This window comes from Methylobacterium variabile, assembly GCF_001043975.1.
Lineage (GTDB): Bacteria > Pseudomonadota > Alphaproteobacteria > Rhizobiales > Beijerinckiaceae > Methylobacterium > Methylobacterium variabile.
On record NZ_LABY01000013.1, the window covers coordinates 22,028 to 45,403 of the forward strand.

General features: G+C 72.0%; 19 protein-coding genes and 2 pseudogenes. 16 read left to right on the forward strand and 5 right to left on the reverse strand.

Annotated elements, in window-relative coordinates; all coding sequences use genetic code 11:
• Window positions 1-5 precede the first annotated feature (5 nt).
• The 4 genes from VQ02_RS02115 (at window position 6) to VQ02_RS02130 (ending at window position 5,002) form a co-directional block, all read left to right on the forward strand.
• Window positions 6-491 carry a (2Fe-2S)-binding protein gene (locus VQ02_RS02115; protein WP_048442500.1) on the forward strand — a complete coding sequence of 162 codons (486 nt, stop codon included), beginning with the start codon at window positions 6-8 and terminating at the stop codon, window positions 489-491.
• On the forward strand, window positions 488-2,701 hold the full coding sequence (locus VQ02_RS02120; RefSeq protein WP_048442501.1) for a xanthine dehydrogenase family protein molybdopterin-binding subunit: 2,214 nt from the start codon (window positions 488-490) through the stop codon (window positions 2,699-2,701). Before VQ02_RS02115 ends, VQ02_RS02120 begins: the two co-directional genes overlap by 4 nt.
• A gap of 20 nt (window positions 2,702-2,721) precedes the next feature.
• A complete protein-coding gene (locus tag VQ02_RS02125) occupies window positions 2,722-3,837 on the forward strand; it encodes an alkene reductase (protein WP_048442502.1) in 1,116 nt (371 codons plus the stop codon).
• Window positions 3,838-3,973: 136 nt separating this feature from the next.
• Window positions 3,974-5,002: a helix-turn-helix transcriptional regulator gene (locus tag VQ02_RS02130; RefSeq protein ID WP_063838461.1), complete on the forward strand. Its 1,029-nt coding sequence runs from the start codon at window positions 3,974-3,976 to the stop codon at window positions 5,000-5,002.
• A gap of 63 nt (window positions 5,003-5,065) precedes the next feature.
• Here the strand turns inward: VQ02_RS02130 and VQ02_RS02135 are convergent, their stop codons facing one another.
• Together VQ02_RS02135 and VQ02_RS02140 are read right to left on the reverse strand one after the other, a co-directional pair.
• Entirely contained in the window at window positions 5,066-5,989 is a 924-nt protein-coding gene (locus VQ02_RS02135; RefSeq protein ID WP_048442503.1) for a LysR family transcriptional regulator, read from the reverse strand.
• 98 nt (window positions 5,990-6,087) lie between these two features.
• On the reverse strand, window positions 6,088-6,900 hold the full coding sequence (locus VQ02_RS02140) for an AraC family transcriptional regulator (protein WP_245239600.1): 813 nt from the start codon (window positions 6,898-6,900) through the stop codon (window positions 6,088-6,090).
• Between the two features lie 402 nt (window positions 6,901-7,302).
• Between VQ02_RS02140 and VQ02_RS39960 the strand changes: the two are divergent.
• Both VQ02_RS39960 and VQ02_RS39965 read left to right on the forward strand, forming a co-directional pair.
• A pseudogene (locus tag VQ02_RS39960) lies at window positions 7,303-7,659 on the forward strand (VOC family protein); the annotation flags it as partial.
• A 693-nt stretch (window positions 7,660-8,352) separates the two neighbouring features.
• Window positions 8,353-9,168, forward strand: coding sequence for an alpha/beta fold hydrolase (locus tag VQ02_RS39965; protein ID WP_048442543.1), 816 nt, complete (start codon window positions 8,353-8,355; stop codon window positions 9,166-9,168).
• On the opposite strand, the gene VQ02_RS02150 is transcribed toward VQ02_RS39965, so the two are convergent.
• Entirely contained in the window at window positions 9,155-10,468 is a 1,314-nt protein-coding gene (locus VQ02_RS02150; protein WP_048442505.1) for an adenylate/guanylate cyclase domain-containing protein, read from the reverse strand. The genes VQ02_RS39965 and VQ02_RS02150 overlap by 14 nt on opposite strands.
• A 418-nt stretch (window positions 10,469-10,886) precedes the next feature.
• Between VQ02_RS02150 and VQ02_RS02155 the strand changes: the two genes are divergently transcribed.
• The 8 genes from VQ02_RS02155 (at window position 10,887) to VQ02_RS02185 (ending at window position 17,843) form a co-directional block, all read left to right on the forward strand.
• Window positions 10,887-11,537, forward strand: a complete 651-nt coding sequence (locus VQ02_RS02155) for a hydrolase (RefSeq protein WP_048442544.1) — start codon at window positions 10,887-10,889, stop codon at window positions 11,535-11,537.
• A 17-nt stretch (window positions 11,538-11,554) separates the two neighbouring features.
• The gene (locus VQ02_RS02160; protein ID WP_048442506.1) at window positions 11,555-11,788 is read left to right on the forward strand and encodes a DUF1427 family protein; all 234 of its coding nucleotides are present in this window, start codon (window positions 11,555-11,557) and stop codon (window positions 11,786-11,788) included.
• 46 nt (window positions 11,789-11,834) lie between these two features.
• Complete coding sequence (locus tag VQ02_RS02165; RefSeq protein WP_048442507.1) at window positions 11,835-13,724, forward strand: amidohydrolase; 1,890 nt, start codon at window positions 11,835-11,837, stop codon at window positions 13,722-13,724.
• Window positions 13,725-13,885: 161 nt separating this feature from the next.
• On the forward strand, window positions 13,886-14,773 hold the full coding sequence (locus VQ02_RS02170) for a hypothetical protein (protein ID WP_048442508.1): 888 nt from the start codon (window positions 13,886-13,888) through the stop codon (window positions 14,771-14,773).
• A complete protein-coding gene (locus VQ02_RS02175; protein ID WP_048442509.1) occupies window positions 14,770-16,173 on the forward strand; it encodes an alginate export family protein in 1,404 nt (467 codons plus the stop codon). The genes VQ02_RS02170 and VQ02_RS02175 overlap by 4 nt, the downstream gene beginning before the upstream one ends.
• Window positions 16,174-16,204: 31 nt before the next feature.
• The gene (locus tag VQ02_RS02180) at window positions 16,205-16,873 is read left to right on the forward strand and encodes a YoaK family protein (protein WP_048442510.1); all 669 of its coding nucleotides are present in this window, start codon (window positions 16,205-16,207) and stop codon (window positions 16,871-16,873) included.
• A gap of 105 nt (window positions 16,874-16,978) precedes the next feature.
• Window positions 16,979-17,092, forward strand: coding sequence for an alpha/beta fold hydrolase (locus VQ02_RS39970; RefSeq protein ID WP_425339873.1), 114 nt, complete (start codon window positions 16,979-16,981; stop codon window positions 17,090-17,092).
• 22 nt (window positions 17,093-17,114) lie between these two features.
• Window positions 17,115-17,843, forward strand: coding sequence for an alpha/beta fold hydrolase (locus VQ02_RS02185; protein ID WP_245239601.1), 729 nt, complete (start codon window positions 17,115-17,117; stop codon window positions 17,841-17,843).
• Between the two features lie 73 nt (window positions 17,844-17,916).
• Here the strand turns inward: VQ02_RS02185 and VQ02_RS38940 are convergent.
• Window positions 17,917-18,200, reverse strand: a pseudogene (locus VQ02_RS38940) (IS3 family transposase); the annotation flags it as partial.
• A 507-nt stretch (window positions 18,201-18,707) separates the two neighbouring features.
• Between VQ02_RS38940 and VQ02_RS02190 the strand changes: the two are divergent.
• Both VQ02_RS02190 and VQ02_RS02195 read left to right on the forward strand, forming a co-directional pair.
• Complete coding sequence (locus VQ02_RS02190) at window positions 18,708-20,747, forward strand: hydantoinase/oxoprolinase family protein (RefSeq protein ID WP_048442511.1); 2,040 nt, start codon at window positions 18,708-18,710, stop codon at window positions 20,745-20,747.
• Window positions 20,744-22,384 (forward strand): hydantoinase B/oxoprolinase family protein, encoded by a 1,641-nt coding sequence (locus tag VQ02_RS02195; protein WP_048442512.1) that lies wholly within the window; start codon window positions 20,744-20,746, stop codon window positions 22,382-22,384. Before VQ02_RS02190 ends, VQ02_RS02195 begins: the two co-directional genes overlap by 4 nt.
• On the opposite strand, the gene VQ02_RS02200 is transcribed toward VQ02_RS02195, so the two are convergent.
• On the reverse strand, window positions 22,381-23,169 hold the full coding sequence (locus tag VQ02_RS02200) for an IclR family transcriptional regulator (RefSeq protein ID WP_048442513.1): 789 nt from the start codon (window positions 23,167-23,169) through the stop codon (window positions 22,381-22,383). The two genes, VQ02_RS02195 and VQ02_RS02200, sit on opposite strands and share 4 nt — an antisense overlap.
• Between the last annotated feature and the right edge of the window lie 207 nt (window positions 23,170-23,376).

The window sequence follows — 23,376 nt, forward strand, 5'->3', positions numbered from 1 at the left end:
CCGACATGACGAGCATGATCCTCAACGGCGAGCGCCGCGCGGTGCGCGCCGCAGCCGAAACGCCCCTCCTCTACGTGCTGCGCGAGGAGTTCGGGCTGAACGCCGCCAAGTTCGGCTGCGGGCTCGGCCAGTGCGGCGCCTGCACGGTCGTCATCGACGGCGAGGCGGTCTTCTCCTGCATCACGCCGGTCATGCTGGCCGAGAACCGTCAGGTGACGACCCTCGAAGGCCTCGGCACGGCGGAGGCGCCCGGCCCCCTGCAGCGCGCCTTCATCGACGCGCAGGCGGCCCAGTGCGGCTACTGCATCCCCGGCATGATGATGCGGGCCCACGCCCTCCTGGCGCGGGACCCGGACGCGTCCGACGCGGCGATCCGGGCCGAGCTCGAGCCGCATCTGTGCCGCTGCGGCACCCACATGCGCATCCTGCGCGCGATCCGCCTGGCAGCGGACGCGATGCGGCCGCGCTCGACCGCGGAGGCCGGACGATGACCCTGTCGCGACGCGCGGTGCTGGCGGGCACCGGCGCCCTGGTGCTGGCCTTCTCCCTGCTGCCGGCCCGCGCCCAGACCGAGACCGGCAAGGGTGAGGGGCCGAGGAGGCGCGGCCTGCCCGGCAGCCTCGACGACACCCCGCGCCTCGACGCCTGGATCCGGGTCGCGCCCGACGGCGCGGTCACGGTGCTGACCGGCAAGGCCGAGCTCGGCCAGGGGCTGAAGACGGCTTTGCTCCAGATCGCCGCCGAGGAGCTGAAGCTTCCCCTCGCCCGCCTGTCGCTCGTGACCGCCGATACCGGCCGCACCGCCGACGAGGGCTACACGGCGGCGAGCCACTCGGTGCAGGATTCCGGCACCGCGATCCGCCACGCCGCCGCCCAGGTCCGGGCCCTGCTGATCGGCGAGGCCGCCCGGCGGCTCGACGTCCCGGCGGAGCGGCTGAGGGTGCGGGACGGGGCGGTCCTCGGCCCCGGCGGTGCCCGGATCGGCTACGGCGACCTCGTGAGCGACGCGCTCCTCACCGCGGAGGCGCAACCGACCTCGCCCCTCACGCCGGCGGCCGAGTTCGCGGTGATCGGGCGGCCGGTGCCCCGCATCGACATCCCCGCCAAGGTGACGGGCGGGACGGCCTACCTCCAGGACCTGCGCCCGCCCGGCCTGCTGCACGCCCGGGTCGTGCGGCCGCCGAGCTACGGGGCGGTGCTGACGCAGGTCGATGCGGCAGCCGTGGAGCGCCTCCCGGGTGTGATCGCGGTGGTGCGCGACGGGACCTTCCTCGGCGTCGTCGCCGAGGGAGAATGGACCGCGATCCAGGCGATGCGCCGGCTGGCCGCCTCCGCCCGCTGGCGCGAGACGGCGATCCTGCCCGATGCCGCGGACCTGCCGGACGCCCTGCGCGCCCTGCCGAGCCGGGACTCGACGATCCTGGAGCGCGGCGCGCCCGGCGCGGCCGGCACGATCGTCGAGGGGACCTTCACCAGGCCCTACCTCGCCCACGGCTCGATCGGCCCGTCCTGCGCCATCGCGGAGTGGACGGACGGCGGCGCGACGGTCTGGACCCACAGCCAGGGCGTCTTCCCGCTGCGCCGGGCGCTCGCCGGCCTGCTGCACCTGCCCGAGGACAAGGTGCGCTGCATCCACGCGGAGGGGGCGGGCTGCTACGGCCAGAACGGCGCCGACGACGTGGCGGCCGACGCGGCGCTCCTGGCGCGCGCGGTGCCGGGCCGCCCGGTCCGGGTGCAGTGGATGCGCGAGCAGGAGCACGCCTGGGAGCCGTTCGGGCCCGGGATGGTGGCGAGCGTGCGCGCCGCGGTCACGCCCGACGGGCGCGTCGCCGATTGGACGCACGAGGTCTGGAGCCAGTCGCACATGATGCGGCCGGGGCCGCCGGGCGCGCTGCTGGCCGCCCGCGAGATCGCCGAGCCGTTTCCGCCGGCGCCGCCGGTGGCGCTCGCCCAGCCGGAGGGCGGCGGCGACCGCAACGCGATCCCGCTCTACGCCTTCCCGACCGCAAAGATCGTGCACCACTTCCTGCCCGACATGCCGCTCCGCGGCTCGTCGATGCGCTCGCTCGGCGGCTACCTCAACGTGCTCGCCATCGAGAGCACGGTGGACGACCTCGCCCGCGCCGCCGGCTGGGACCCGGTCGCCTTCCGGCTCCGGCACCTGACGGATGCGCGCGCCAGCGCCGTCGTCGAGGCGGCGGCGCAGCGGTTCGGCTGGGGGCGCGGAGCCCCGCGCGCCGGCCGCGGCTTCGCCTTCGCGCGCTACAAGAACCTCGAGGCCTATTGCGCCGTCGCGGTCGAGATCACGGTCGATCGCGAGACCGGCCAGGTGGGAATCGAGCGGGTCGTCGCCGCGGTCGACACCGGGGAGGTCGTCAATCCCGACGGGGTCGCCAACCAGATCGAGGGCGGCCTCCTCCAGGCGACGAGCTGGACGCTGTTCGAGCGCGTCGCCTTCGACCGCACCCGCGTGGCCTCGGTCGACTGGTCGGCCTACCCGATCCTGCGCTTCAGCGCGGTGCCGCGCAGCGTCGAGGTCCACATCGTCGCGCAACCGGACCAGCCGTTCCTCGGCGTCGCCGAGGCGGCACAGGGACCGGCCGGCGCCGCGCTCGCCAACGCGATCCGGGACGCGACCGGCCGGCGCCTGCGCGACCTGCCGCTCACGGCGGGGAAGATCAAGGCCGCCCTCGGCGCCTGACCAGGAAAAGGGAAGCAGCGATGCCCGGCTTGTTCGACACCGTCCGCCTCGGCGGCTTCGCGCTCGCGAACCGCATCGTCATGGCACCGATGACGCGCTCGCGCGCCGATGCGCAGGGCGTCATCAACGCCTCGGCCGCCCGGTACTACGCCGCGCGGGCCGGCGCGGGATTGATCGTGTCCGAGGGCGTGAACGTCGACCCGGCCTCGAACGCCTTCGACCGCGCACCGGGCCTGTGGACGCGCGCGCAGGTCGAGGGCTGGCGGCCCGTCGTCGACGCGGTGCACGCGGCCGGCGGCCTCATCGTGGCGCAGCTCTGGCACGGCGGCCGGGCGAGCGCGCGGGGCCTGCTCGGCGGCCGCGAGCCCCTGTCGCCGTCGGGCGTGAACGACGATCTCGAGGCGCTGCAGGTCTGGGGGCTCCTCGCCAACGGCGCCTACGTGCGGATCGCCGCCACCCACTCGCGCGCCATGACGCCGGACGAGATCGCCGCGACGGTCGAGGCGTACCGCGTCGCGGCCGCCCATGCCCGCGAGGCCGGGTTCGACGGCGTGGAGATCCACGGCGCCAACGGCTACCTGATCCCGCAATTCCTCTCCCCGACCATCAACCGGCGCACCGACGCGTATGGCGGCGATGCGCGGGGGCGGGCCCGCTTCCTGAAGGAGATCGTCGCGGCGGTGACGGACGCGGTCCCGGCGAGCCGCGTCGGCCTCCGGCTGTCGCCCTTCGCCACCTACAACGACGTCCGCGACCCGGATCCCGCCGAGACCTACGGCCATCTGGCGTCCTGGCTCGCCGGGGCCGGCCTCGCCTACCTGCATCTCGCGGACACGAACGCGTGGACCGGCGCGCCCGACTACGACAGGATGCTGGCGCTGTTTCGCCCGCACGCGGGCCCGCTCATCGTCAATGGCGGCCTCACGCCGGAGCGGGCCGCCGCGATCGTGGCGGACGGCGAGGCCGAGGCGGTCGCGTTCGGGCGCCCGTTCCTGGCCAACCCCGACCTGCCTGCCCGCATCCGCGCCGGCGGTCCCTACAATTCCCCGCGATCGATCGGCGTCTACGGCGGCGGCGAGGCCGGCTACACCGACTATCCGGCGCTCGACGCCGAAGCGGCGAACTCCTCTCGATGACGCGAGCGGGTGCGCGGGCCGCAGCGGTGCATCGAAGCTCGGTCCCGCGGACCGATACACACGTATAGCTTCATCCCCGACGCGACGTGGGAGAATTTTCCTTCCAGACCTTGCTGGACCTTCCCGACGACGGCCCATGGCAGCACGAACCGAGACACGGCAGACGACTCCGACGTCGCATCAGGCCGGCCAGCGGCCGGGCCTGCACGGCGAGCGCCTCGCCCGGCACTTCGGAATCCGGGCGACATCCTCCCTCTCGGTCGGGCGCGCCCGCCTGGCGCCGCTCGTCCTGACGCGGCTCCAGGGGCAGGTCGCGCCCGGCGCGGTCACGGCGCCGCTCAAGCCCGAGGCCGCCTTCAGCATCGTGATCCAGCTCCAGCCGCTGCAGCATCACGACCTGCGGGTCGCCGGCCGCGTCCGGCACGAGGGCATCGTCCCGATGGGAGCGGTCAGCGCGCTGAGCCTCGGCGATCCGCCGCGTTCCATCATGCGCGGCACCTTCGACGCGGTGCAGGTCTATCTTCCGGACGCGTTCCTGCACGACGTCGCCGACGAGGAGGGCTTCGCCCGGCCCGCCGGCCTGTCCTGGCCACGCGACCGGCCCGACCCGGTCGCGCTCGGACTGGCGCAGCTGCTCCTTCCGGCGCTCGAGCGGCCGGACGCCGCGCGCGCGTTCTTCGTCGACCACCTCGTGCTGGCCTTCCTGGGCCACGCGGCCCACGGCTACGGGCAGGTGCCGACGCGGACGACCGCCCGGCGCGGCGGGCTCACCCCTTGGCAGGAGCGCCGCGCCAAGGAGCTGATGCGGGCGCGGCTCGCGAGCCCGCTGACGATCACCGAGGTCAGCCGCGAGTGCCGGCTCTCCCCGAGCTACTTCGCCGCCGCCTTCCGGCGCAGCACGGGGCGCTCGCCGCACCAGTACCTGTCGGGCCTGCGGATCGACGAGGCGCGCACGCTGATGGCGACGACCGGCCTGCCGCTCGCCGATATCGCCCTGATCTGCGGTTTCCACGACCAGAGCTACTTCACCCGGGTCTTCTCCCGCACGGTCGGGACCAGCCCCGGACAGTGGCGGCGCCTGCACGCGCCGCATCCGCTCTCGATCCCTCCGGCCCGGCCGCACGACGAGGACGGGGTCGTATGGGGAGACCGGGGCGCACGGTAGCGGCACGGGCCCGATCCCCGATCGTTCGGAGCTGGCCGCCCGGGGCGTCCGCTGTCGCACCGCTCACTGCGGCGACCCGGCCTCCCCCGATTCCGCCAGGATCGGGGGAAGGTGCGTCGCCAGGAAGGTCACGAACGCCGTGACCCTGGGGCAGGCCACGTGCCCGCCGGGCCAGACGGCGGAGACCTCCCGCGTGTTCGCGGTCTCCCCGGCCAGCACGATCCGCAATTCCCCGCGTCTGACGTGCTCGCAGGCCCAGAATTCCGGGACGCAGGCGATCCCGGCCCCGCCGAGGGCCGCGGTCAGGAGCATCTCGCTGTGATCGACGACGAACCGGGCCCGGAGCCGGGCGCTGCGCCGCGCGGGGTCGTCACCCAGGGGCCAGACGTCGAGCTGGCAGGACGAGGCGTTCCGGCTGCGCAGGCAGTCGTGACGGTCGAGGTCGTCGAGATCGACCGGCGCGCCGTGGCGGTCCAGGTAGCTCGGGGCAGCGACGAGGACGCGCCGGAAGCTCCCGAGACGGCGCGTGCGCAGCCGCGAATCCTTGAGCGCGCCGATCCGCAGGGCCACCTCGAAGCCCTCCTCGACCATGTCCACGACGCGGTTGGTGTAGTTGAGCTCGAGCTCGAGCCCCGGATGGGCCTCCATGAACGACAGGAACACCTGATTCCACGGCCTGCTCACCAGGGGAACGCTGACGCGCAGCTTCCCCCGGAGGGCACCGCCGCGCGACCCGGCCAGCTCGCGCTCGGCCGCGGCGACCGCCTCCATGATCGCGCGGCAGCGGTCGAGGAACTGGGCGCCCTCGGCCGTGAGGCTCAGGCTGCGCGTGTTGCGGTGGAACAGCCGGACCTCCAGCTGCTCCTCCAGGCGCGCGATCGTCTTGCCGACGGCGGAGGCCGTCAGCCCGAGCGCCCGCGCGGCGGCCGCGAAGGACCCGGAATCGGCGACCTGCACGAATACCGACAATCCCGCGAGCTTGTCCATCGCCACTCCGTCGCCCCGGCCGGCCCGACGTCGATGCCACGCGCGCGGGCACCTCACAAGGCGTCCGCCGACGGGGAGCGCGGCGCCCTCCCCCGGACTCACGGCCGATGCGCGCGCCGCCAGAGCCCGGGGCTGGTACCGACCTCGCGCGTGAAGGTGCGCGTGAAGTAGCTCTGATCCCCGAAGCCGCAGAGCAGCGCGACGTCCGACAAGGGCAGGTCGGAATTGCACATCAGCTCCTTGGCGTGCCCGATCCGGAGGGCGGTGAGGTATTCGTGCGGGCGCTGCCCGGTGCTCCGGCGGAAGGCCCGCGCGAAGTGGCTCGCGGTCAGGCCGCATTCCCGCGCGATGCCGGTGATGGTCAGCCGCGTCGCGAAGCGCGCGTGCATGATCTCCCTGGCCCGGCGCTCCTGCCAGGCCGCCAGGCCGCCGGTGGCGGGCGTGACCGGCTGCATCCCCCCATAGGCACAGGCCACATGGGCGAGGAGGCCGAGGCAGAGCTGCTCGACGAACAGGTCGTCGGTGGGACCGTCCCCGTGCAGGGCCGGGATCAGGAGCCGCGACAGCGACGCCGCGACGGGGTCGGGCGTCCGCCGGCACCACGCCAGCGTGGACACCGGACGCGCGTCGTTGTCCCGGGCGAACGCGTCGAGGGCCGCACGGGGAATGTAGTACTGCACGGCATCGACGTCGCCGCGGATCGCGCACTCCACCGGCTCGCGCAGGTCGAGCACGCTCACGGTATCGCCCGCGAAGGCGCCGCCGAAGACGCGGCAGCCCCGGCGCCAGCGCTCGTGCCAATCGAGGCCGCGCAGGAGGTGCAGGATGCTGAACGCGTCCTCCTCCACGGTCGGCGCGAGCCGCCCGCCGTCGGCGCGGGAGCCGACGAGGCGCGTCACGCCGATCCGCATCAGGCCGTCGCGGTGGACGCAACGAGGGCCGTGGCCTGCGACGCCCAGATGCGCGGCGAACCGCTCGCCGAGAAACGGCTCCGGCGGAGAACTCCCCGTCCGCATCAGACGACCCTGGGCATGATTGTCATCCGGGCGGATATGAACGCCCGCGCGGACCCGAGAAACGATCCGTCGGTCCGAACAGATCGGACGAACGGTCCGCATTGCCGGTCCGCGGCCTCGATCCGCCGGCCGAGCGGCGACCCGTCGGCCCGGACCGCGCGAGAGTCCAAGCGCCGCGCCTTGCGTCCAAGACGAAGCGAGTCCGGGACGGGTCCCTTCGCCCCGGTCCCGAGCGGCGGCCGGCACGCCGAACCGTGCCGGCACCGGGCCCGGGGCGTGCAGCAGAGAGACCCGCCGATGGCATCCCGCGGCCTTCATCACCTCACCGCGATCGTCGGCTCCGCCGCATGCACCGTCGACTTCTACACCCGGGTCCTCGGGCTCGGCCTGGTCAAGCGGACCGTGAGCTTCGCGGATCCCGGAAGCCACCATCTCTACTTCCGGGTCGGGATCGACCGGGCGGAGCCGCTCTTGACCTTCCTGGTCTGGACCGGGGTCGCGCCCTGCCGGCGGGGTTGCGGAGAGGCTGAGCGCATCCTGTTCTGGACCGGCGCGGGCGCGCTCGACTGGTGGCGCGACCGGCTGGCCGGCGAGGGGGCGGATCCGGAGACGGCCTCCCTGCCGGACGGCACGCCGGTCCTGCACTTCGACGATCCGGACGGCGTCCCGGGCGGGATCGTCGCCCTGCCCGGCTCCGCCGCCGGGCCGCCGGCGCCGGGGATCCCGGCGCAGCACGCCCTCGGCGGAGTGCTCGGCGTCGCGCTGGCCGTGCGGGACGCCGCGGGGCTCGTCGCCCTCCTGCACGACGTTCTCGCTCACGACGTTCTCGCTCTCCGGGACACCGGCTGCCGGGACGGCCTGTTCCAACTGTCGGCGGCCGACGCGCCGGGTGGAACGGTCCTGCTTCGCGGCGCAGGGCGTGCGCCGCGGGGGCGCCAGGGCCGGGGCACGATCGCCCGCGTGGCGTTCCGGGCGGCGGATGCGGGCGAGCAGGACGCCATGGTCCGGCGGCTGCGGGCGCGGCACGGCATCCCGGCGACCGACCCGCGGGACGACCACTACTACCGGACGGTCTCCTTTCGCGAACCGGGCGGCCTCCTGCTCGATATCGCGACTGAGGGCCCCGGCCTGACCCGGGACGAGGCCGAAGGGGCGCTCGGTCGAAGCCTCCGCCTTCCTCCCCACCTGGAGGAGCGGCGGCGCGAGATCGCGGCGATCCTGCCCCCGCTCCCGGGCGAGGCCGCCGCCAGGGCAGCGGGGATCCGCACAAGCCGCGCCGCGATCGTCCAATCCGCCCGCCTGCCCCGGAGCCTATCCTGCGCGCCGCCAACGATGGGGAAGCAGGACATGACGACGATCACGACGAAGGACGGGACCGAGATCTACTACAAGGATTGGGGCACCGGCCGGCCGATCCTGTTCAGCCACGGCTGGCCGCTCTCGGCCGACATGTGGGACGCGCAGATGCTGTTCTTCGCGGAAGCCGGCTACCGCGCGGTGGCGTTCGACCGGCGCGGCTTCGGCCGGTCGGGCCAGCCCTGGGGCGGCTACGACTACGACACGATGGCGGACGACATCGCGGCGCTGGTCGACGCGCTCGGCCTGCGGGACATCGTGCTGGTCGGCTTCTCGATGGGCGGCGGCGACGTGACCCGCTACATCGCCCGGCACGGCTCCGGCCGGGTCGCCAAGCTCGCGCTGATCAGCGCCGTCACGCCGATCTTCGGCAAGACCGCCGACCACGACGGGCCGGACAAGGCCTTCTTCGACGGCCTCAGGGCCGGCATCGTCAAGGACCGGGCGCAGTTCCTCGACGACTTCAACCCGATCTTCTACGGCACCAACAAGGGAACGACCGTCTCGCAGGGCGTCTTCAAGCAGACGCTGCAGATCGCCCTCATGGCCTCGATCAAGGCCACGGTCGCTTGCGCCACGGCCTTCGCCGAGACCGACTTCCGGCCCGACATGCTCAAGATCGACGTGCCGACCCTGGTGGTCCACGGCGATGCCGACCAGGTCGTGCCGTTCGAGTCCACCGGCAAGCTCGCTGCCGAGATGATCCGCGGCGCGACGCTCAAGGTCTATCCCGGCGCGCCCCACGCCACCGCGACGACCCACGCCGGCCGCCTCAACGCCGACCTCCTGGCCTTCATCGAGGGCTGACGGCGCGGCCCTCGCCCGGCGCGGCGCCGCTGCGCCCCGCCGGGCCCCCCTCGTCGGCGAGACGGTAGACCTCGAGCGGTTCGTCGACGCCGCGCAGCGGGAAGGTCCCGAGGCACGTCAGCGCCGTCGGCGCGTCGAGCAGAGCGGCGAAGATGCCCGAGACCAGCACGTCGGCCTCGAGCGCCTTCGTCAGCCCCTCCAGCCGGGCGGCGACGTTCACCGCCGGGCCGATGACGGTGAAGTCGAGCCGGGTGCGCGAGCCGATGTTGCCGTACATCACCGCGCCGGCATGGACCCCGATTCCGTAACCGAGGGCGTCGAGGTCGTTGGCCGCGCGCGCCGCGTTGAGGTCGCGCATCGCCCGGCGGGCCTCATGGGCGGCCCGCAGCGTCGCGCCGCCGGCATCCGGCCGGTCGAGGGGGAAGATCGCCAGGAGGCCGTCGCCCATGAACTTCAGGATCTCGCCGCCGTTGCGCTCGATCGGACAGCACACCGCGTCGAAGTAGTCGTTGAGGAGCGCGATCACGTCGTCGCGGGGCCACAGCTCTGAGATCCGGGTGAAGCCCCGCAGGTCGACCACCATGATCGCCGCCTCGACGGTGACGCCGCTGCCGCGCCGCGTCGCCCCGTTCAGGATCATCTCGCCCGCATGCGGCCCGACATAGGTGTCGAGGAGGAGGCGCGTCAGGCGGTTCCGGTGGCGCACCTCGGTGACCACGGCGAGGGCCGGGAGGAGGTCCGCCAGGAGGGCGATCTCGGCGGCCGTGAACCCGCCCGGCCGGTCGCTCGCGAAGGAGACCACGTGCCGCCTGCCCAGCGTGTAGCGCAGCGGCCAGGCGACGAGGTCGGTCAGCCCCTCCTGCGCCATCAGGCGCGCCGTCCCGGGATGGGCGTCGTCGCCGGTCTCTTGGCAGGTCCTTGGGCCAGTCCCTTGGCGGGTCTCTCGGCCAGTCCCCTGGCCGGCCCCGCGGCGCTGGCGCACCATCGCGGCGCCGTCGAGGATCCGCTGCCCCGGGCTGCCGCGAAAGCCCTCGGTCTCGAACAGCCCGTAATCGAGATTGCGGGATTCCGGCCCGCGGCCTCCGAGCCGCCACCGGATCTCGATGCCGAGCCATTGCGGGTGGTTGGTGCGCAGGTGCAGCGCGGCGTGCGCGACCGCGACGCCCCGGCGGCGCAGCCGGTCGCAGAACCCCGCGAAGACGTCGTCGAGGTAGCGCTCGTCCACCGTGTCGCGCAGCAGCCAGCCCAGCATCGCGTCGCGCAAGGCCGGCCCGTTCCTGGGATCGTGATCCTCTGTCATGGCCCTCCCTGTCGGCTCCTGCCGCGAGCGCGGCCTGGACAGGATCGGGCGGCGCACCGCGCGGGTCTTGTCGATTCTCGCTGCGTTCTGGCGCTCCGAGGGAGGCCCCGCCGCGAGTCGGCAGGCCTGTCCCAGGGGAAACGTCCTGTACCGGAATGGCGCGGATCTTTCCCTCTCCCCGCCCGCGGGGAGAGGAGGATCCAGCGCCTCTTCTTTTTCCCAGGCATTCCTGGGAGCCGGAAGCGTGCGGGCGTCGCAGCGCATTCGTCCAACCCGCGCGCAAAGCCTCCAATCCGCGGGCCGGCCGGCCGGCCTAGAAACCCGGGCGCCGCCGACGCACGCCGCGACGGCCGCACCGGTCCCCGTCCGCGAGGACGCACCGTCCGCGAGGACGCGCGAAGGAGCCTGACTCATGCCCATCAAAGCGACGCCGACGCCCGGGAAACGCCTGGTCTCGCCGCACGATCACACGCTGATCATGATCGACTTCCAGTCCCAGATGTCGTTCGCGACGAAGTCGATCGACGCCGTTGCGTTGCGCAACAACGTCGCGCTGATCTCGCGGGCGGCGGCCGGCTTCGGCGTGTCGACGGTGCTGACGACGGTGGCCGAGAAGAGCTTCTCGGGACCGATGTTCGAGGAGATCACCTCGGCCTTCCCTGAGGAGCGGCTCCTCGACCGCACCTCGATGAACACCTGGGAGGACGCCGCCGTGGTGGCCCGGGTGTCGGAGATCGGCAAGGACCGCCTCGTCTTCGCCGGCCTGTGGACCTCGGTCTGCATCGTCGGCCCGACCCTCTCGGCCCTCGACCAGGGCTACGAGGTCTACGTCATCGCCGATGCCTGCGGCGACGTCTCCGACGAGGCGCACGAGCGTGCCATGCAGCGGATGATCCAGGCCGGCGTGCAGCCGATGACCTCGCTGCAATACATGCTCGAGCTTCAGCGCGACTGGGCCCGCACCGAGACCTACGAGATGACCACCGGCATCGCCAAGAAGTACGGCGGCGCCTACGGGCTCGGCATCATCTACGCCAAGTCGATGTTCGGCGCGTCCGAGGGCCACTGAGCCGAACCGGCGCGGCGATGCTGCCGTACCTCCTCTCCCTCGGCGCCGGCCTCGCGGTCGGCGTCGCCTACGGGCTGATCGGCGTGAAGTCGCCCGCGCCGCCGATCATCGCCCTCGTCGGCCTGCTCGGCATCCTGGCCGGCGAGATGGCCGTCTCCTACTGGCGCGGCCACCCGGCCGTGCTGTCGAGCCTGCTCCACCGCAAGAGCTTCGCGGTCGAGCAGGAGGCTCCGAGACACCCGCCGGCCTGACTGAAGGCCGGCGGCCCCACCTTCATTCCCCGACCGAGGAGCTTCGATGAGCGCTGTGGCCCATCCCGACCTGATCCTGCGCGGCGGCCTCGTCACCACGCTCGATCCGGGCAATCCCGCCGCCTCGGCGGTCGCGGTCGCCGACGGCGTCTTCACTGCGGTCGGGTCCGACCGTGAGGTCATGGCGCTCGCGGGGCCCCGGACGCGGGTGGTCGACCTCAAGGGCCGCCGGGTGCTGCCCGGGCTCATCGACAACCACCTCCACCTGATCCGCGGCGGCCTCAACTTCAACATGGAGCTGCGATGGGACGGCGTGCGCTCGCTCGCCGACGCGATGGCGATGCTCAAGCGGCAGGTCGCGGTGACGCCGCCGCCGCAATGGGTGCGCGTCGTCGGCGGCTTCACCGAGCACCAGTTCGCCGAGAGGCGCCTGCCGACGCTCGAGGAGCTGAACGCGGTCGCGCCCGACACCCCGGTCTTCCTGCTCCACCTTTACGACCGGGCGCTCCTGAACGCCGCGGCTCTGCGCGCCGTCGGCTACACCAAGGACACGCCCGAGCCCCCGGGCGGCTCGATCCTGCGCGATGCCGCCGGCAACCCGACCGGGCTGCTGCTCGCCAAACCCAACGCCGCGATCCTCTACGCCACCCTCGCCAAGGGGCCGAAGCTTCCGTTCGCGTACCAGGTCAACTCGACCCGGCACTTCATGCGTGAGCTGAACCGGCTCGGCGTGACCGGCGCGATCGATGCCGGCGGCGGCTTCCAGAACTACCCGGAGGATTACGAGGTCGTCCGCACCCTCGCCGAGGCCGGCCAGCTCACCGTGCGCCTCGCCTACAACCTCTTCACCCAGAAGCCGAAGGCCGAGAAGGACGACTTCCTCGCCTGGACGAAGTCGTCCCGCTACAAGCAGGGTGACGACTACTTCCGCCACAACGGCGCGGGCGAGATGCTGGTCTTCTCGGCCGCCGATTTCGAGGATTTCCGCCAGCCGCGGCCCGACATGGCGCCGGAGATGGAGGACGAGCTCGAGGGCGTCGTGCGGGTGCTGGCCGAGAACCGCTGGCCCTGGCGCCTGCACGCCACCTACGACGAGACGATCTCCCGCGCCCTCGACGTGTTCGAGCGCGTGAACCAGGACATCCCGCTCCAGGGCCTGAACTGGTTCTTCGACCATGCCGAGACGATCTCGGAGGCCTCGATCGACCGGATCGCGGCACTCGGCGGCGGCATCGCGGTCCAGCACCGGATGGCCTATCAGGGCGAGTACTTCGTCGAGCGCTACGGCCACGGCGCGGCGGCTGCGACCCCGCCGGTCGCCCGGATGCTGGAGAAGGGCGTGCCGGTCTCGGCCGGCACCGACGCGACGCGGGTCGCCTCCTACAACCCTTGGGTCTCGATCGCCTGGCTCGTCACCGGCCGCACCGTCGGCGGGATGCAGCTCTATCCGCGCCGCAACTGCCTCGACCGCGAGACCGCCCTGCGGATGTGGACCGAGAACGTGACCTGGTTCTCGAACGAGCAGGGCCGCAAGGGGCGGATCGCAACGGGCCAGCTCGCCGACCTGATCGTGCCGGACCGCGACGTCCTGGCCTGCGCCGAGGCCGAGATCGCCGACACGGTGAGCGACCTGACGGTCGTCGGCGGCAAGGTGGTGTACGCGGCCGGCCCCTTCGCGGCCCTCGACGACACCCCTCCGCCCCCGGCGATGCCGGACTGGTCGCCGGTGCGCACCTTCAAGGGCTACGGCGCCTGGGGCGAGCGCCCGGTGCGGGCGGAAGCGGTGGTGGCGCGGGAGGCGAGCGCGTCCTGCAGCTGCGCGATGTCGTGCGGGCTGCACGGCCACGCCCACGCCACCGCCTGGTCGTCGCAGGCGCCGGTCTCGGACCTGAAGAGCTTCTGGGGCGCGCTCGGCTGCGCCTGCTGGGCGGTGTGAGCCGCCCCTGCAACCTCCCCGCCAAGGGCAGAGCTGTTCGGGCGAAAGAAAAGGCGCTGCCTCTCCATCTTTTCCGGATAGCTTCGTACGGAGGGAGGGGGCAGGGCGTCTCACTGATCTCGATAATACTTCAACACCGGCCCGAACCGCTGGAGTCTCTCATGACGCGTCCCCTCGTTGCGGCCCTCCTCTCGGCCGCTCTTCTCGCCACGCCGGTTCTCGCGGACGGCACCAAGGTCGCCGTCGCCCCGCAATACGACACCACGCACGTCTACGTCGCGCCCGAGGACGTCGACCGCTTCGTCGAGAGCTTCACCGCCACCTTCGGCGGGAGCAGCACCAGGCAGGTCGTCGCGACCGTCACGCCGACGCCATCGAGCACCACCTCGCAGCTGATCCAGACGCCGGTCGGCACCGTCTCGCTGTTCGGCTTCAAGACGCCGATCCCCTACCCCTTCGGCGCTGAGCGCACCGGCTACCTCGTCACCGACTTGGACGCGGCGGTCGCGGCCGCCCGCGCGGCCGGCGCCGCGGTGATCGTCCAGACCTTCCCGGACCCGATCGGCCGCGACGCGGTCATCCAGTGGCCGGGCGGCGTCAACATGCAGCTCTACTGGCACACGTCGAAGCCGGACTACGCGCCCTTCGCGACGGTGCCGGAGAACCGCGTCTACGTGTCCCCCGACAGCGTCGAGGCCTTCGTCGGGGGCTTCCGCCGCTTCTCGCAGGGGCGCGTGGTCTCGGACGAGCCCAAGGCCCCCGGCGCCGAGATCGGCCGGCCGGGCGACACCTACCGGCGCCTGCGCCTCGCTTCGGATTTCGGCCGCATGACCGTGCTCGTGACCGACGGCCACCTGCCTTACCCGTACGGCCACGAGACCACCGGCTACGAGGTCGCCGATCTCGCCGCCACCCTCGCCAAGGCGACGGCCGCCGGCGCGAGCGTGCTGGTCGCGCCCTATGAGGCGGGCGACCGGACTGCCGCGATGGTGCGCTTCCCCGGCGGCTACGTCGCGGAGATCCACCAGCCCGGTGCGGCGGCCCGGTGAGGGTCGCGCGGGCGGGTCTGCTCGTCGCGCTCTGCGCGCTCCTCTCCGCCGGGGCGCGCGCCGAGGACGTCGCGTCCGATGCCGTCACCCGGCCGGCGACGAAGACGAACCGCTGGGCCGAGGACTGGTCGTGGCTCTCAGACCCGGCCCGGCGCACGCAGCCCTTCGACGATCTGAAATACATCCCGCTCTTCGCGGCCGACCCGAAGAGCTACCTGTCGCTGGGCCTGACCCTGCGCGAGCGCTTCGAGAGCAACCGCACGCCCGCCTTCGGCGTCAGTGGGCCGCGGGGTGACGCTTACCTGCTGCAGCGCCTGCAGATCCACCTCGACGCGCGCCTGAACGAGAACTGGCAGATCTTCGCGCAGATCGAGGACGTGCGGGCTCTGGCGAAGCGCGTGATCACCTCGGTCGACGAGAACATCCTCGACCTGCGCCTCGCCTTCCTGTCCTACAGCCGGACGGCTGAGGACGGGACCTTCAAGGCGCGGGCCGGGCGGCAGGATTTCGCCTTCGACCTGCAGCGCTTCGTCTCCTCGCGCGACGGGCCGAACGTGCGCCAGTCCTTCGACGCGCTCTGGGCCGACTGGGAATCCGGGCCGTGGCGGGTGCTCGGCTTCGTCAGCCAGCCGGTGCAGTACCGCTTCGCGCATGCCTTCGACGACGTCTCCACCCGGGCCTTCCGCTTCAGCACCCTGCGGGTCGAGCGCCAGGTCTTCGGCGACCAGGAGCTGTCGGCCTACTGGGGCCTCTACGAGCGCGACGGTGCCCGCTTCCTCGACGCCGTCGGCACCGAGGCGCGCCACGTCCTCGACATCCGCTACGCCGGCGCCGCCGGCGGGTTCGACTGGGACCTCGAGGCGATGGGCCAGTTCGGGCGCGTCGGCACGGCCGACATCGCCGCCTGGGCGGTCGGCAGCCGGGTCGGCTACACGCTCAAGGATCTTCCCTGGCAGCCGCGCCTCGGCCTTCAGGGCGATGCGGCCTCCGGCGACGGCCGCCGCAACGACGGCGTCCTCGGCACCTTCAACCCGCTCTTCCCGAACGGCTACTACTTCACGCTGGCGGGCTACACGAGCTACGCCAACCTCCTCCACCTCAAGCCGTCGCTGACCGTCCACCCGGCCGCCGGCCTCGCGGTCAGCGCCGCGCTGGGGCTGCAATGGCGCCAGACCACGTCCGATGCGATCTACGTCCAGCCGAGCAACCCGGTGCCGGGCACGGCCGGGCGCGGGCACCTGTGGAGCGGCGCCTACGGGCAGCTGCGGGCGGATTACGTCTTCGCTCCCGGCCTCACCGGCGCGGTCGAGGCGGTGCGCTTCGCCGCCGGCGACACGATCCGCCGGGCAGGAGGCAAGGACGGCACGTATCTCGGCGTCGAGCTGCGCTACGCGTGGTGAGCCGCCCTCCCCTCGAACGGAGCACCGCCGCATGCGCCCCTCCCTCGCCCAGATCCTCAGCTTCGTCGGCGGCTACGTCGACACGATCGGCTTCCTCGCCCTCCAGGGGCTGTTCACCGCCCACGTCACCGGCAACTTCGTGACCTTCGGGGCCGCGATGGTGCACGGCGCCACCGGCGCCTGGGCGAAGCTCCTGGTTCTGCCGGTCTTCTGCGTCGCGGTCCTCCTGACGCGCCTGGCGAGCCGCCGCCTGGAGGAGACGGGCCGGCCGGCCCTGCGCGTGCTGCTCCTCGCCCAATGCGCCTTCCTGGCCCTCGGATCGGTCCTCGCCGTCGCCCTCGGGCCGTTCGCGGATGCCGACCGCCCGGCGGCGCTCCTCACCGGCATGGTGCTGGTGACCGCGATGGCGATCCAGAACGCGGCGCATCGGGCGCATCTGGCCGACGCGCCGCCCTCGACGCTGATGACCGGCACGACGACGCAGATCATGATCGACCTCGCCGACCTCCTGCGCGGCGTGCCGGCCGAGCACGCGGCCCGGCGCCGGATCGCCCGCATGAGCGCCGCCGTCGCGGCCTTCGCCCTCGGCTGCGGGCTGGCGGCGCTGCTCTACTACCTCGTGGGTCTCGCCGCGGTGGCCCTCGCCCCGGCGCTGATCCTCGTCGCCGCCACGGATCCCGTCTCGGCGAAGGCGGCGTGACTCCCGGCGCCGGCGGCCCGTCCAAAACACCGCGCAATCCTGAAAGACCGCGGCCGGTGCCGCGCCATGCTGGTCGCTCGCTGCGAGGCAGAAGAGGGACGAACCATGACGCCGATCACGCATCACACCATCCGGGCGAACGGCATCCGGCAGCATTACCGCGAGGCCGGGTCCGGCCCGCCCGTCGTGCTGCTGCACGGCTTCCCGGAGACGGGCTAACGCCTGGCGCCACCAGATCCCGGTGCTCGGCCCGCGCTACCGCGTCATCGCCCCCGACCTGCGGGGCTACGGCGAGACCGACAAGCCGGCGAGCGGCTACGACAAGCGCACGATGGCGCAGGACCTCGTCGCTCTCCTCGACGGCCTCGGGATCGACAGGATCGCCCTCGTCGGGCACGACCGCGGCGCCCGCGTCGCCACCCGCTTCGCCAAGGACCATCCGGACCGCCTCGACCGCCTGGTCGTCATGGACAACGTCCCGACCCGGATCGTGGCGCGCAGCATGAACGCCCAGGTCGCGCGGGCCTACTGGTTCTTCCTGTTCCACCTGGTGCCGGACCTGCCGGAGGCGCTGATCGCGGGCCGCGAGGATCTCTGGCTGCGCCACTTCTTCTCGGACTGGTGCTTCAACCCGCACGCCATCTCGGGCGCCGACTTCGAGGCCTACGTGGCCGCCTACCGGGCGCCCGGCGCCGTGCGCGGCGCGATGGCGGATTACCGCGCCAACCAGGAGGACACTGCGCAGGATCTCGTCGACGCCGAGGTGAAGATCGCCTGCCCGGTCCTGTCGCTGTGGGGCGCCGATTTCGGCGCCGTCGGCAAGACCTTCGACATGGCGGCCGTGTGGGCCGAGATGGCGAGCGACCTGCGCACCGCGGCGATACCGCGCTGCGGCCACCTCCCCCACGAGGAGCAGCCCGAGGAGGTCAACCGGCTGCTCGTCGACTTCCTGGCCGGCTGGGAGGGGTGAGCCCGCCAGCGGCGCAGGGAGGCCGCCGCGACGTCGGAGGCCGCGATCGCGGCCTTCCTGCCCCCGCCACGGCTCATGACGCAGGTGGCGACCGCCGTGACGGTCTCCCGGATCGTGCAAGCCATCCCGGGACCGTGCGAGGGCGGCTCTCGTCATGCCGCCGCCACGCATCGATCTTGGCCCCGGCCCCGGCCCCGGCCGAGAACGGGATCCCGTTCGCATTCAGGCGTGCGTCCCGCAGCCGACCGTCGAACGACGCGACCAATGCGGGGTCGGTTCGCCGGGACGCGAGAAGTCCAACGTGACGCCGGTCTCGCAGGCCCACCGGTCGAGTTCTTTCGGGACGAACTCAGGGCCTGTTTGACTTGCTGGACGGTATGAACACTCTCTTGGTCATTCCGGGCTCCGCTGCGCGGCCCCGGAATGACATACAGGGTGTCAATTCTGTAGAATAAAATCAAACAACTTCTCAGTATCATGTCTTTTAAGGCGTCATATATTTAGTTGAAGCTAATTATTTTTTTGATTTTAGGCGATATTTTCTCAAGGTATGCTCTCCCGCATCAGGAGTGTTATCGGCCCCGGGTGGTGCCATCAAGTTTAGCTGCACGTTCGCCGACTTTATTATATTGTTCAGATACCTAACGCCTTAAGGCCCGCCTCTCAGGACCGCCGTCGACCGGAATCACACCTTGAGGGAAGCGAACGTCCCGTCCTGTCGCGGCATCCCTTCCACGACGATGCCTCGTCCGTCGGCAGCGACTGACCGCACAATCGGCACCGCGGGTTATTGACGGCGGTTTCGGCTGCCGTGCATCATAACGAATAGCGGGATCTTGTTCCGTTTTTCGGTATGAGGCGCGGATGGCAGGCTGGCAGGTCGGCGTGGATGTCGGCGGGACGTTCACGGACATCATGGCCGTCGAGCCCGGAGGCGCCGCCTTCCGGGTGGCGAAGGTTCCCTCGTCCCCGGGCGACCAGTCGGTCGGCGTGATCTCGGGTTTGAAGGCGCTCGGCCTCGATCTCGCCGAGGTCGGGGCGTTCGTGCACGGGACGACGGTCGGGACCAACGCGGTGCTGGAGCGCAAGGGCGTGCGCTGCGGCCTGATCACGACCCGGGGTTTCCGCGACATGCTCGAGCTCGGCCGCCGGACGCGGCCGCAGCTCTACGGCCTCACCGGCAGCTTCGAGGCGATCATCCCGCGCGAGCTGCGCCTGGAAGTCCCGGAGCGCATCGGCGCCGCCGGCCAGGTGATCGTGGCGCTCGACGAGGATGCGGTCCGCGACGCCGCCGAGCGGCTGGCGGCGTCGGGCGTCGAGGCGCTCGTGATCCACTTCCTGCATTCCTACGCCAATCCCGATCACGAGCTGCGCGCGGCCGAGATCGCCCGCCAGGTCTGGCCGAACCGCTTCGTCACGGTCGGCCATGAGATCCTGCGCGAGGTGCGGGAGTTCGAGCGTGGCTCGACCGCGGCCGTGAACGCCTACATCCAGCCGCTGATGTGGCGCTACCTGTCGCGGCTCGGTGACGAGCTGAAAAGGAACGGCATGACGAAGACCCTGCTCGTCATGCAGGGCAATGCCGGCACCATGACGGCGACCTCCGCCGCCGATCACGCCGCCCAGACGGTGATGTCGGGACCCGCCGCCGGTGCCCTCGCGGCCGCGCGCATCGGCAACGAGGCGGGTTTCCGCAACCTCATCGCCTGCGACATGGGCGGGACGAGCTTCGACGTCAGCCTGATCAAGGGGGGCGAGCCGGCGCTCTCGGCCGAGAAGGACATCGCCTACGGCGTCCCGGTCCGGGTCCCCATGATCGACATCCACACCATCGGTGCCGGGGGCGGCTCGATCGCCCGCATCGACAAGGCGGGACTGCTCCAGGTCGGGCCGGAGAGCGCGGGCTCGTGGCCGGGGCCGATCTGCTATGGCCGCGGCGGCACCGAGCCGACCGTCACCGACGCGAACCTCGTGCTGGGCCGCCTCGATCCCCAGGCGATGCCGGGGGTCGAGGCGCCGGTCGCGACCGAGGAGGTCCGCGAGATCATCCGCCGGCGGATCGGCGAGCCGCTCGGGCTCGACGGCGACGCGGCCGCGGCCGCGATCCTCGCGGTCGCGACCCATCACCTGGCCGGCGCGATCCGGCTCGTCTCGATCGAGCGCGGGGAGGACCCGCGCGACTACGCGATCTTCGCGTTTGGCGGAGCGGGCGCGCTCCACGCGACGGCACTCGCTCGGGAACTCGGCATCCCGAAGGTGCTCGTGCCACGCTTCCCCGGCGCGACGTCAGCGCTGGGCTGCATCCTGGCCGATCTGCGCCACGACTTCGTGCGCACCATCGGCAGGCCGCTGCTGGACTGCGACGGGCGCGCGATCGACGCAATCCTGGCCGAGCAGCGCGCGCAGGGGGAAGCGCTGGTCGCCGAGGACGGCGTACCGGTGTCGGGCGTCGTCGTCCGGCACGAGGCCGACCTCCTGTTCCGCGGCCAGAGCCACGTCTTCCGGATCCCGGTCGAGAGCCCGGGCTTCGATCCGGAGCGCGTCCTCGCCCGCTTCCATGACCTCTATCGCGCCCGGTTCGACATCGATCTCGGCGAGATGCGGGCGGTGCTGACCAACCTGCGCACGACCGTGCTCGGCACGCGGCAGACGGTCTCGGCGGCGATCTTCGCCCCTGCCGTGGAAGCGCGGGAGGCGGCACCGGACCGGCGACGCCCCGTCCAGTTCGGCGACAGGCGTTGGGATACGCCGATCCTGCGGCGCGAGCATCTCGCGGTCGGCCAGGAGGTCCGCGGCCCCGCCATCATCGAACAGATGGACGCGACCACCGTCCTCGACCCGGGTGCGGCGCTCGTCGTCGACTCGAACGGCAATCTCGTCATCACGGTCGGAGCCGCCTCGTGACCCTCGCACCTCCGCTCGACCCCGTCCTGCTCTCGGTGATCCAGAGCGGGCTTCGTCAGGTCGCGACCGAGATGGACGTCGTGCACGAGAAGACCGCCTTCTCGCCCGTCATCGCCGAGGGCCTCGACCGCGCGAACGGGATCTACGATCGCGTGACGGGCGAAGTCATCGCCCAGGGCGACACGGGCTTGCCGAGCTTCATCGGCATCCTCCAGTTCTCGACTCAGCACGTCATCCGGCTCCGCCCCGACCTCGAGGACGGCGACGTCATCATCGTCAACGACCCCTATCTCGGCGGCACGCACCTGATGGACGTCAGGATGCTGACGCCCTTCCACTATCGCGGCCGCCTCTGGTGCTACCTCGCGAACGTCGCCCATTGGAGCGACACGGGCGGCATGGTGCCGGGCGGCTTCACCAGCACGGCGACGGAGATCCAGCAGGAGGGCCTGCGCATCCCGCCGGTGCGGATCCAGCGCCGCGGCGAGATCGACCGGGACGTCCTGCAGATGGTGCTCGGCAACGTGCGGGTGCCCGAGGAGCGGCTCGGCGACCTCAAGGCGCAGATGAGCGCGCTGAAGGTCGGGGCGAGGCGGCTCACCGAGCTGCTCGACCGCTACGGCGCCGACACGGTCGATGCCGCCATCGCCGAGTTCAAGGCGCGCTCGGAGCGGATGATGCGCGCCCACATCGCGACGGTTCCGAACGGCACCTACCAGGCGACAGTCTACAACGACAGCGACGGCGTGACCTTCGAGACGCTGGCGATCCGGCTGACGATGACGGTCGCCGACGAGGAGGTCACCTTCAGCTTCGCGGGCTCGAGTCCTCCCTGCAAGGGGCCGATGAACTGCCCGGCGGATCTCGCGACCTCCGGGATCTACATCGCCATGAAGCACGTCTTCCCGGACGTCCCGATCAATGCGGGCTGCTTCGCGCCGATCAAGGTCGAGCGACCGGTCGGCACCTTCCTCGATGCGCAATATCCCAGACCCTGTGCGGGCGCAGCGGCCGAGGTCTGCCAGCGCGTGATGGAGGCGGTCTTCGGCGCGATGGGGCAGGCGATCCCGGAGCGGATGTTCGCCGCGCCCTTCGGCACCTCCGGCAACTTCAGCCTCGGCGGCTACGATCCCGAGGAGGACCGGCGCTACATCATGTACATGTTCAGCGGCGGCGGCTACGGCGGCTGGGCGGACGGCGACGGATTGACCAACGGCTGTTCCAGCCTGAGCATCGCCAAGACCCAGCCGATCGAAGTGCTCGAGCAGGCCTTTCCCATCCTCTACGAGGAATACGCGCTGCGCGAAGGCTCGGCCGGTGCGGGGCGCCATCGCGGCGGCTTCGGGCTCAACTACCGCGTGAGGCTGCTGCGCGGCGAGGCCAAGGCCGCCTTCGTGATGGATCACGGCGTGACCGGGCCGGCCGGGCTCCTCGGTGGAGAGCCGGGCGGCATGCTCGCGATCGAGCTCTCCCAGGGCGGGCGAAGGGTCCTGCCGCCGCACGTCTCGAAGGGCGAGGGCTACGTCCTCGAGGTCGGGGACTGGATCCAGGTCCGCACGCCGGGCGGCGGCGGCTACGGTCCGGCGGCCGAGCGCCCGGCCGAGGCGATCGCGCGCGACGAGGCGCGCGGCTATTAAGGGACCGGAGCGTGACCCTCGCCGCCCCGCGGCCGCGCATCCTCGGTGCGGGCCGCGATGGCCGAGCCGAAGGCGAGCGTCGTCGCGAGCGCCGCGGCGGTGTCCCGGAGGGCCGCGAGCCGCTCCTCCCGGCCCTCGTCCATGATGCGCTGGACCGGGCCGGTGACGCCGAGGCTGTAGAGCACCCGACCCCCGGCCTCGCGCACCGGAACCCCGAGCGCCCCGAGCCCTTCGTCGATCTCGGACACGCAGGTCGCGAAGCCGTCCTCGCGCGCTCTGGCGTAGGTCTGGCGGACGCGCTCCGGGTCCGTCACCGTGTAGGCCGTCATCTTCTCCAGCGGCTCGGCCAGGGCCCTGGCGACGATGGCCTCGTCCTGGAAGGCGAGGATCGCCTTCGCGGTCGCGGCCGCGTGGGGCGCCATCTCGACCCTGGGCTGGACGTAGGTGCGCCACTGCGCGGCCGGCGCCTCGCTGGTGACGACCTGGATGCGATGGCCGACGATGCGGCAGAGGTAGCTCGTCTCGCGGATGCGGGCGGTCAGGTTCTCCAGATGCGGACGGGCCAGCGCCGTGATCCAGCCGTCGGCTGCCGAATTGTGCATCAGTCGCACGAGCCTGTCGCCGAGCCGGTACGCGCCGTTGCGACCGCCGCCCTCGACGAGCCCGGCACGCGCGAGGCCCGTCAGCAGCCGGTGGGCCGTCGTCTTGGGGAGCCCGGACAGCGTGCTGACGTCGGTCAGGATCAGGGTGCCCGGGAACGCGGCCACGAGTTCGAGCAGGCTCATGTAGCGGTTCAGCGGGCCGGTGGCGGCGTCCCTCTCGTCGTGTGCCGGCGAGTCCTTGGCACGTTTTGCCCGGCTGTTGGGCAGAGTGCCTAACGATGAGCGGTTGACAGTCGCATCCGTCAAAACTTAGCCTCCCATAGCAAAATCGGAATTTGGTTCCGGAAATCGGGATTATCGAGAGTTTGATCGGACGGCAAGGTCCCGATC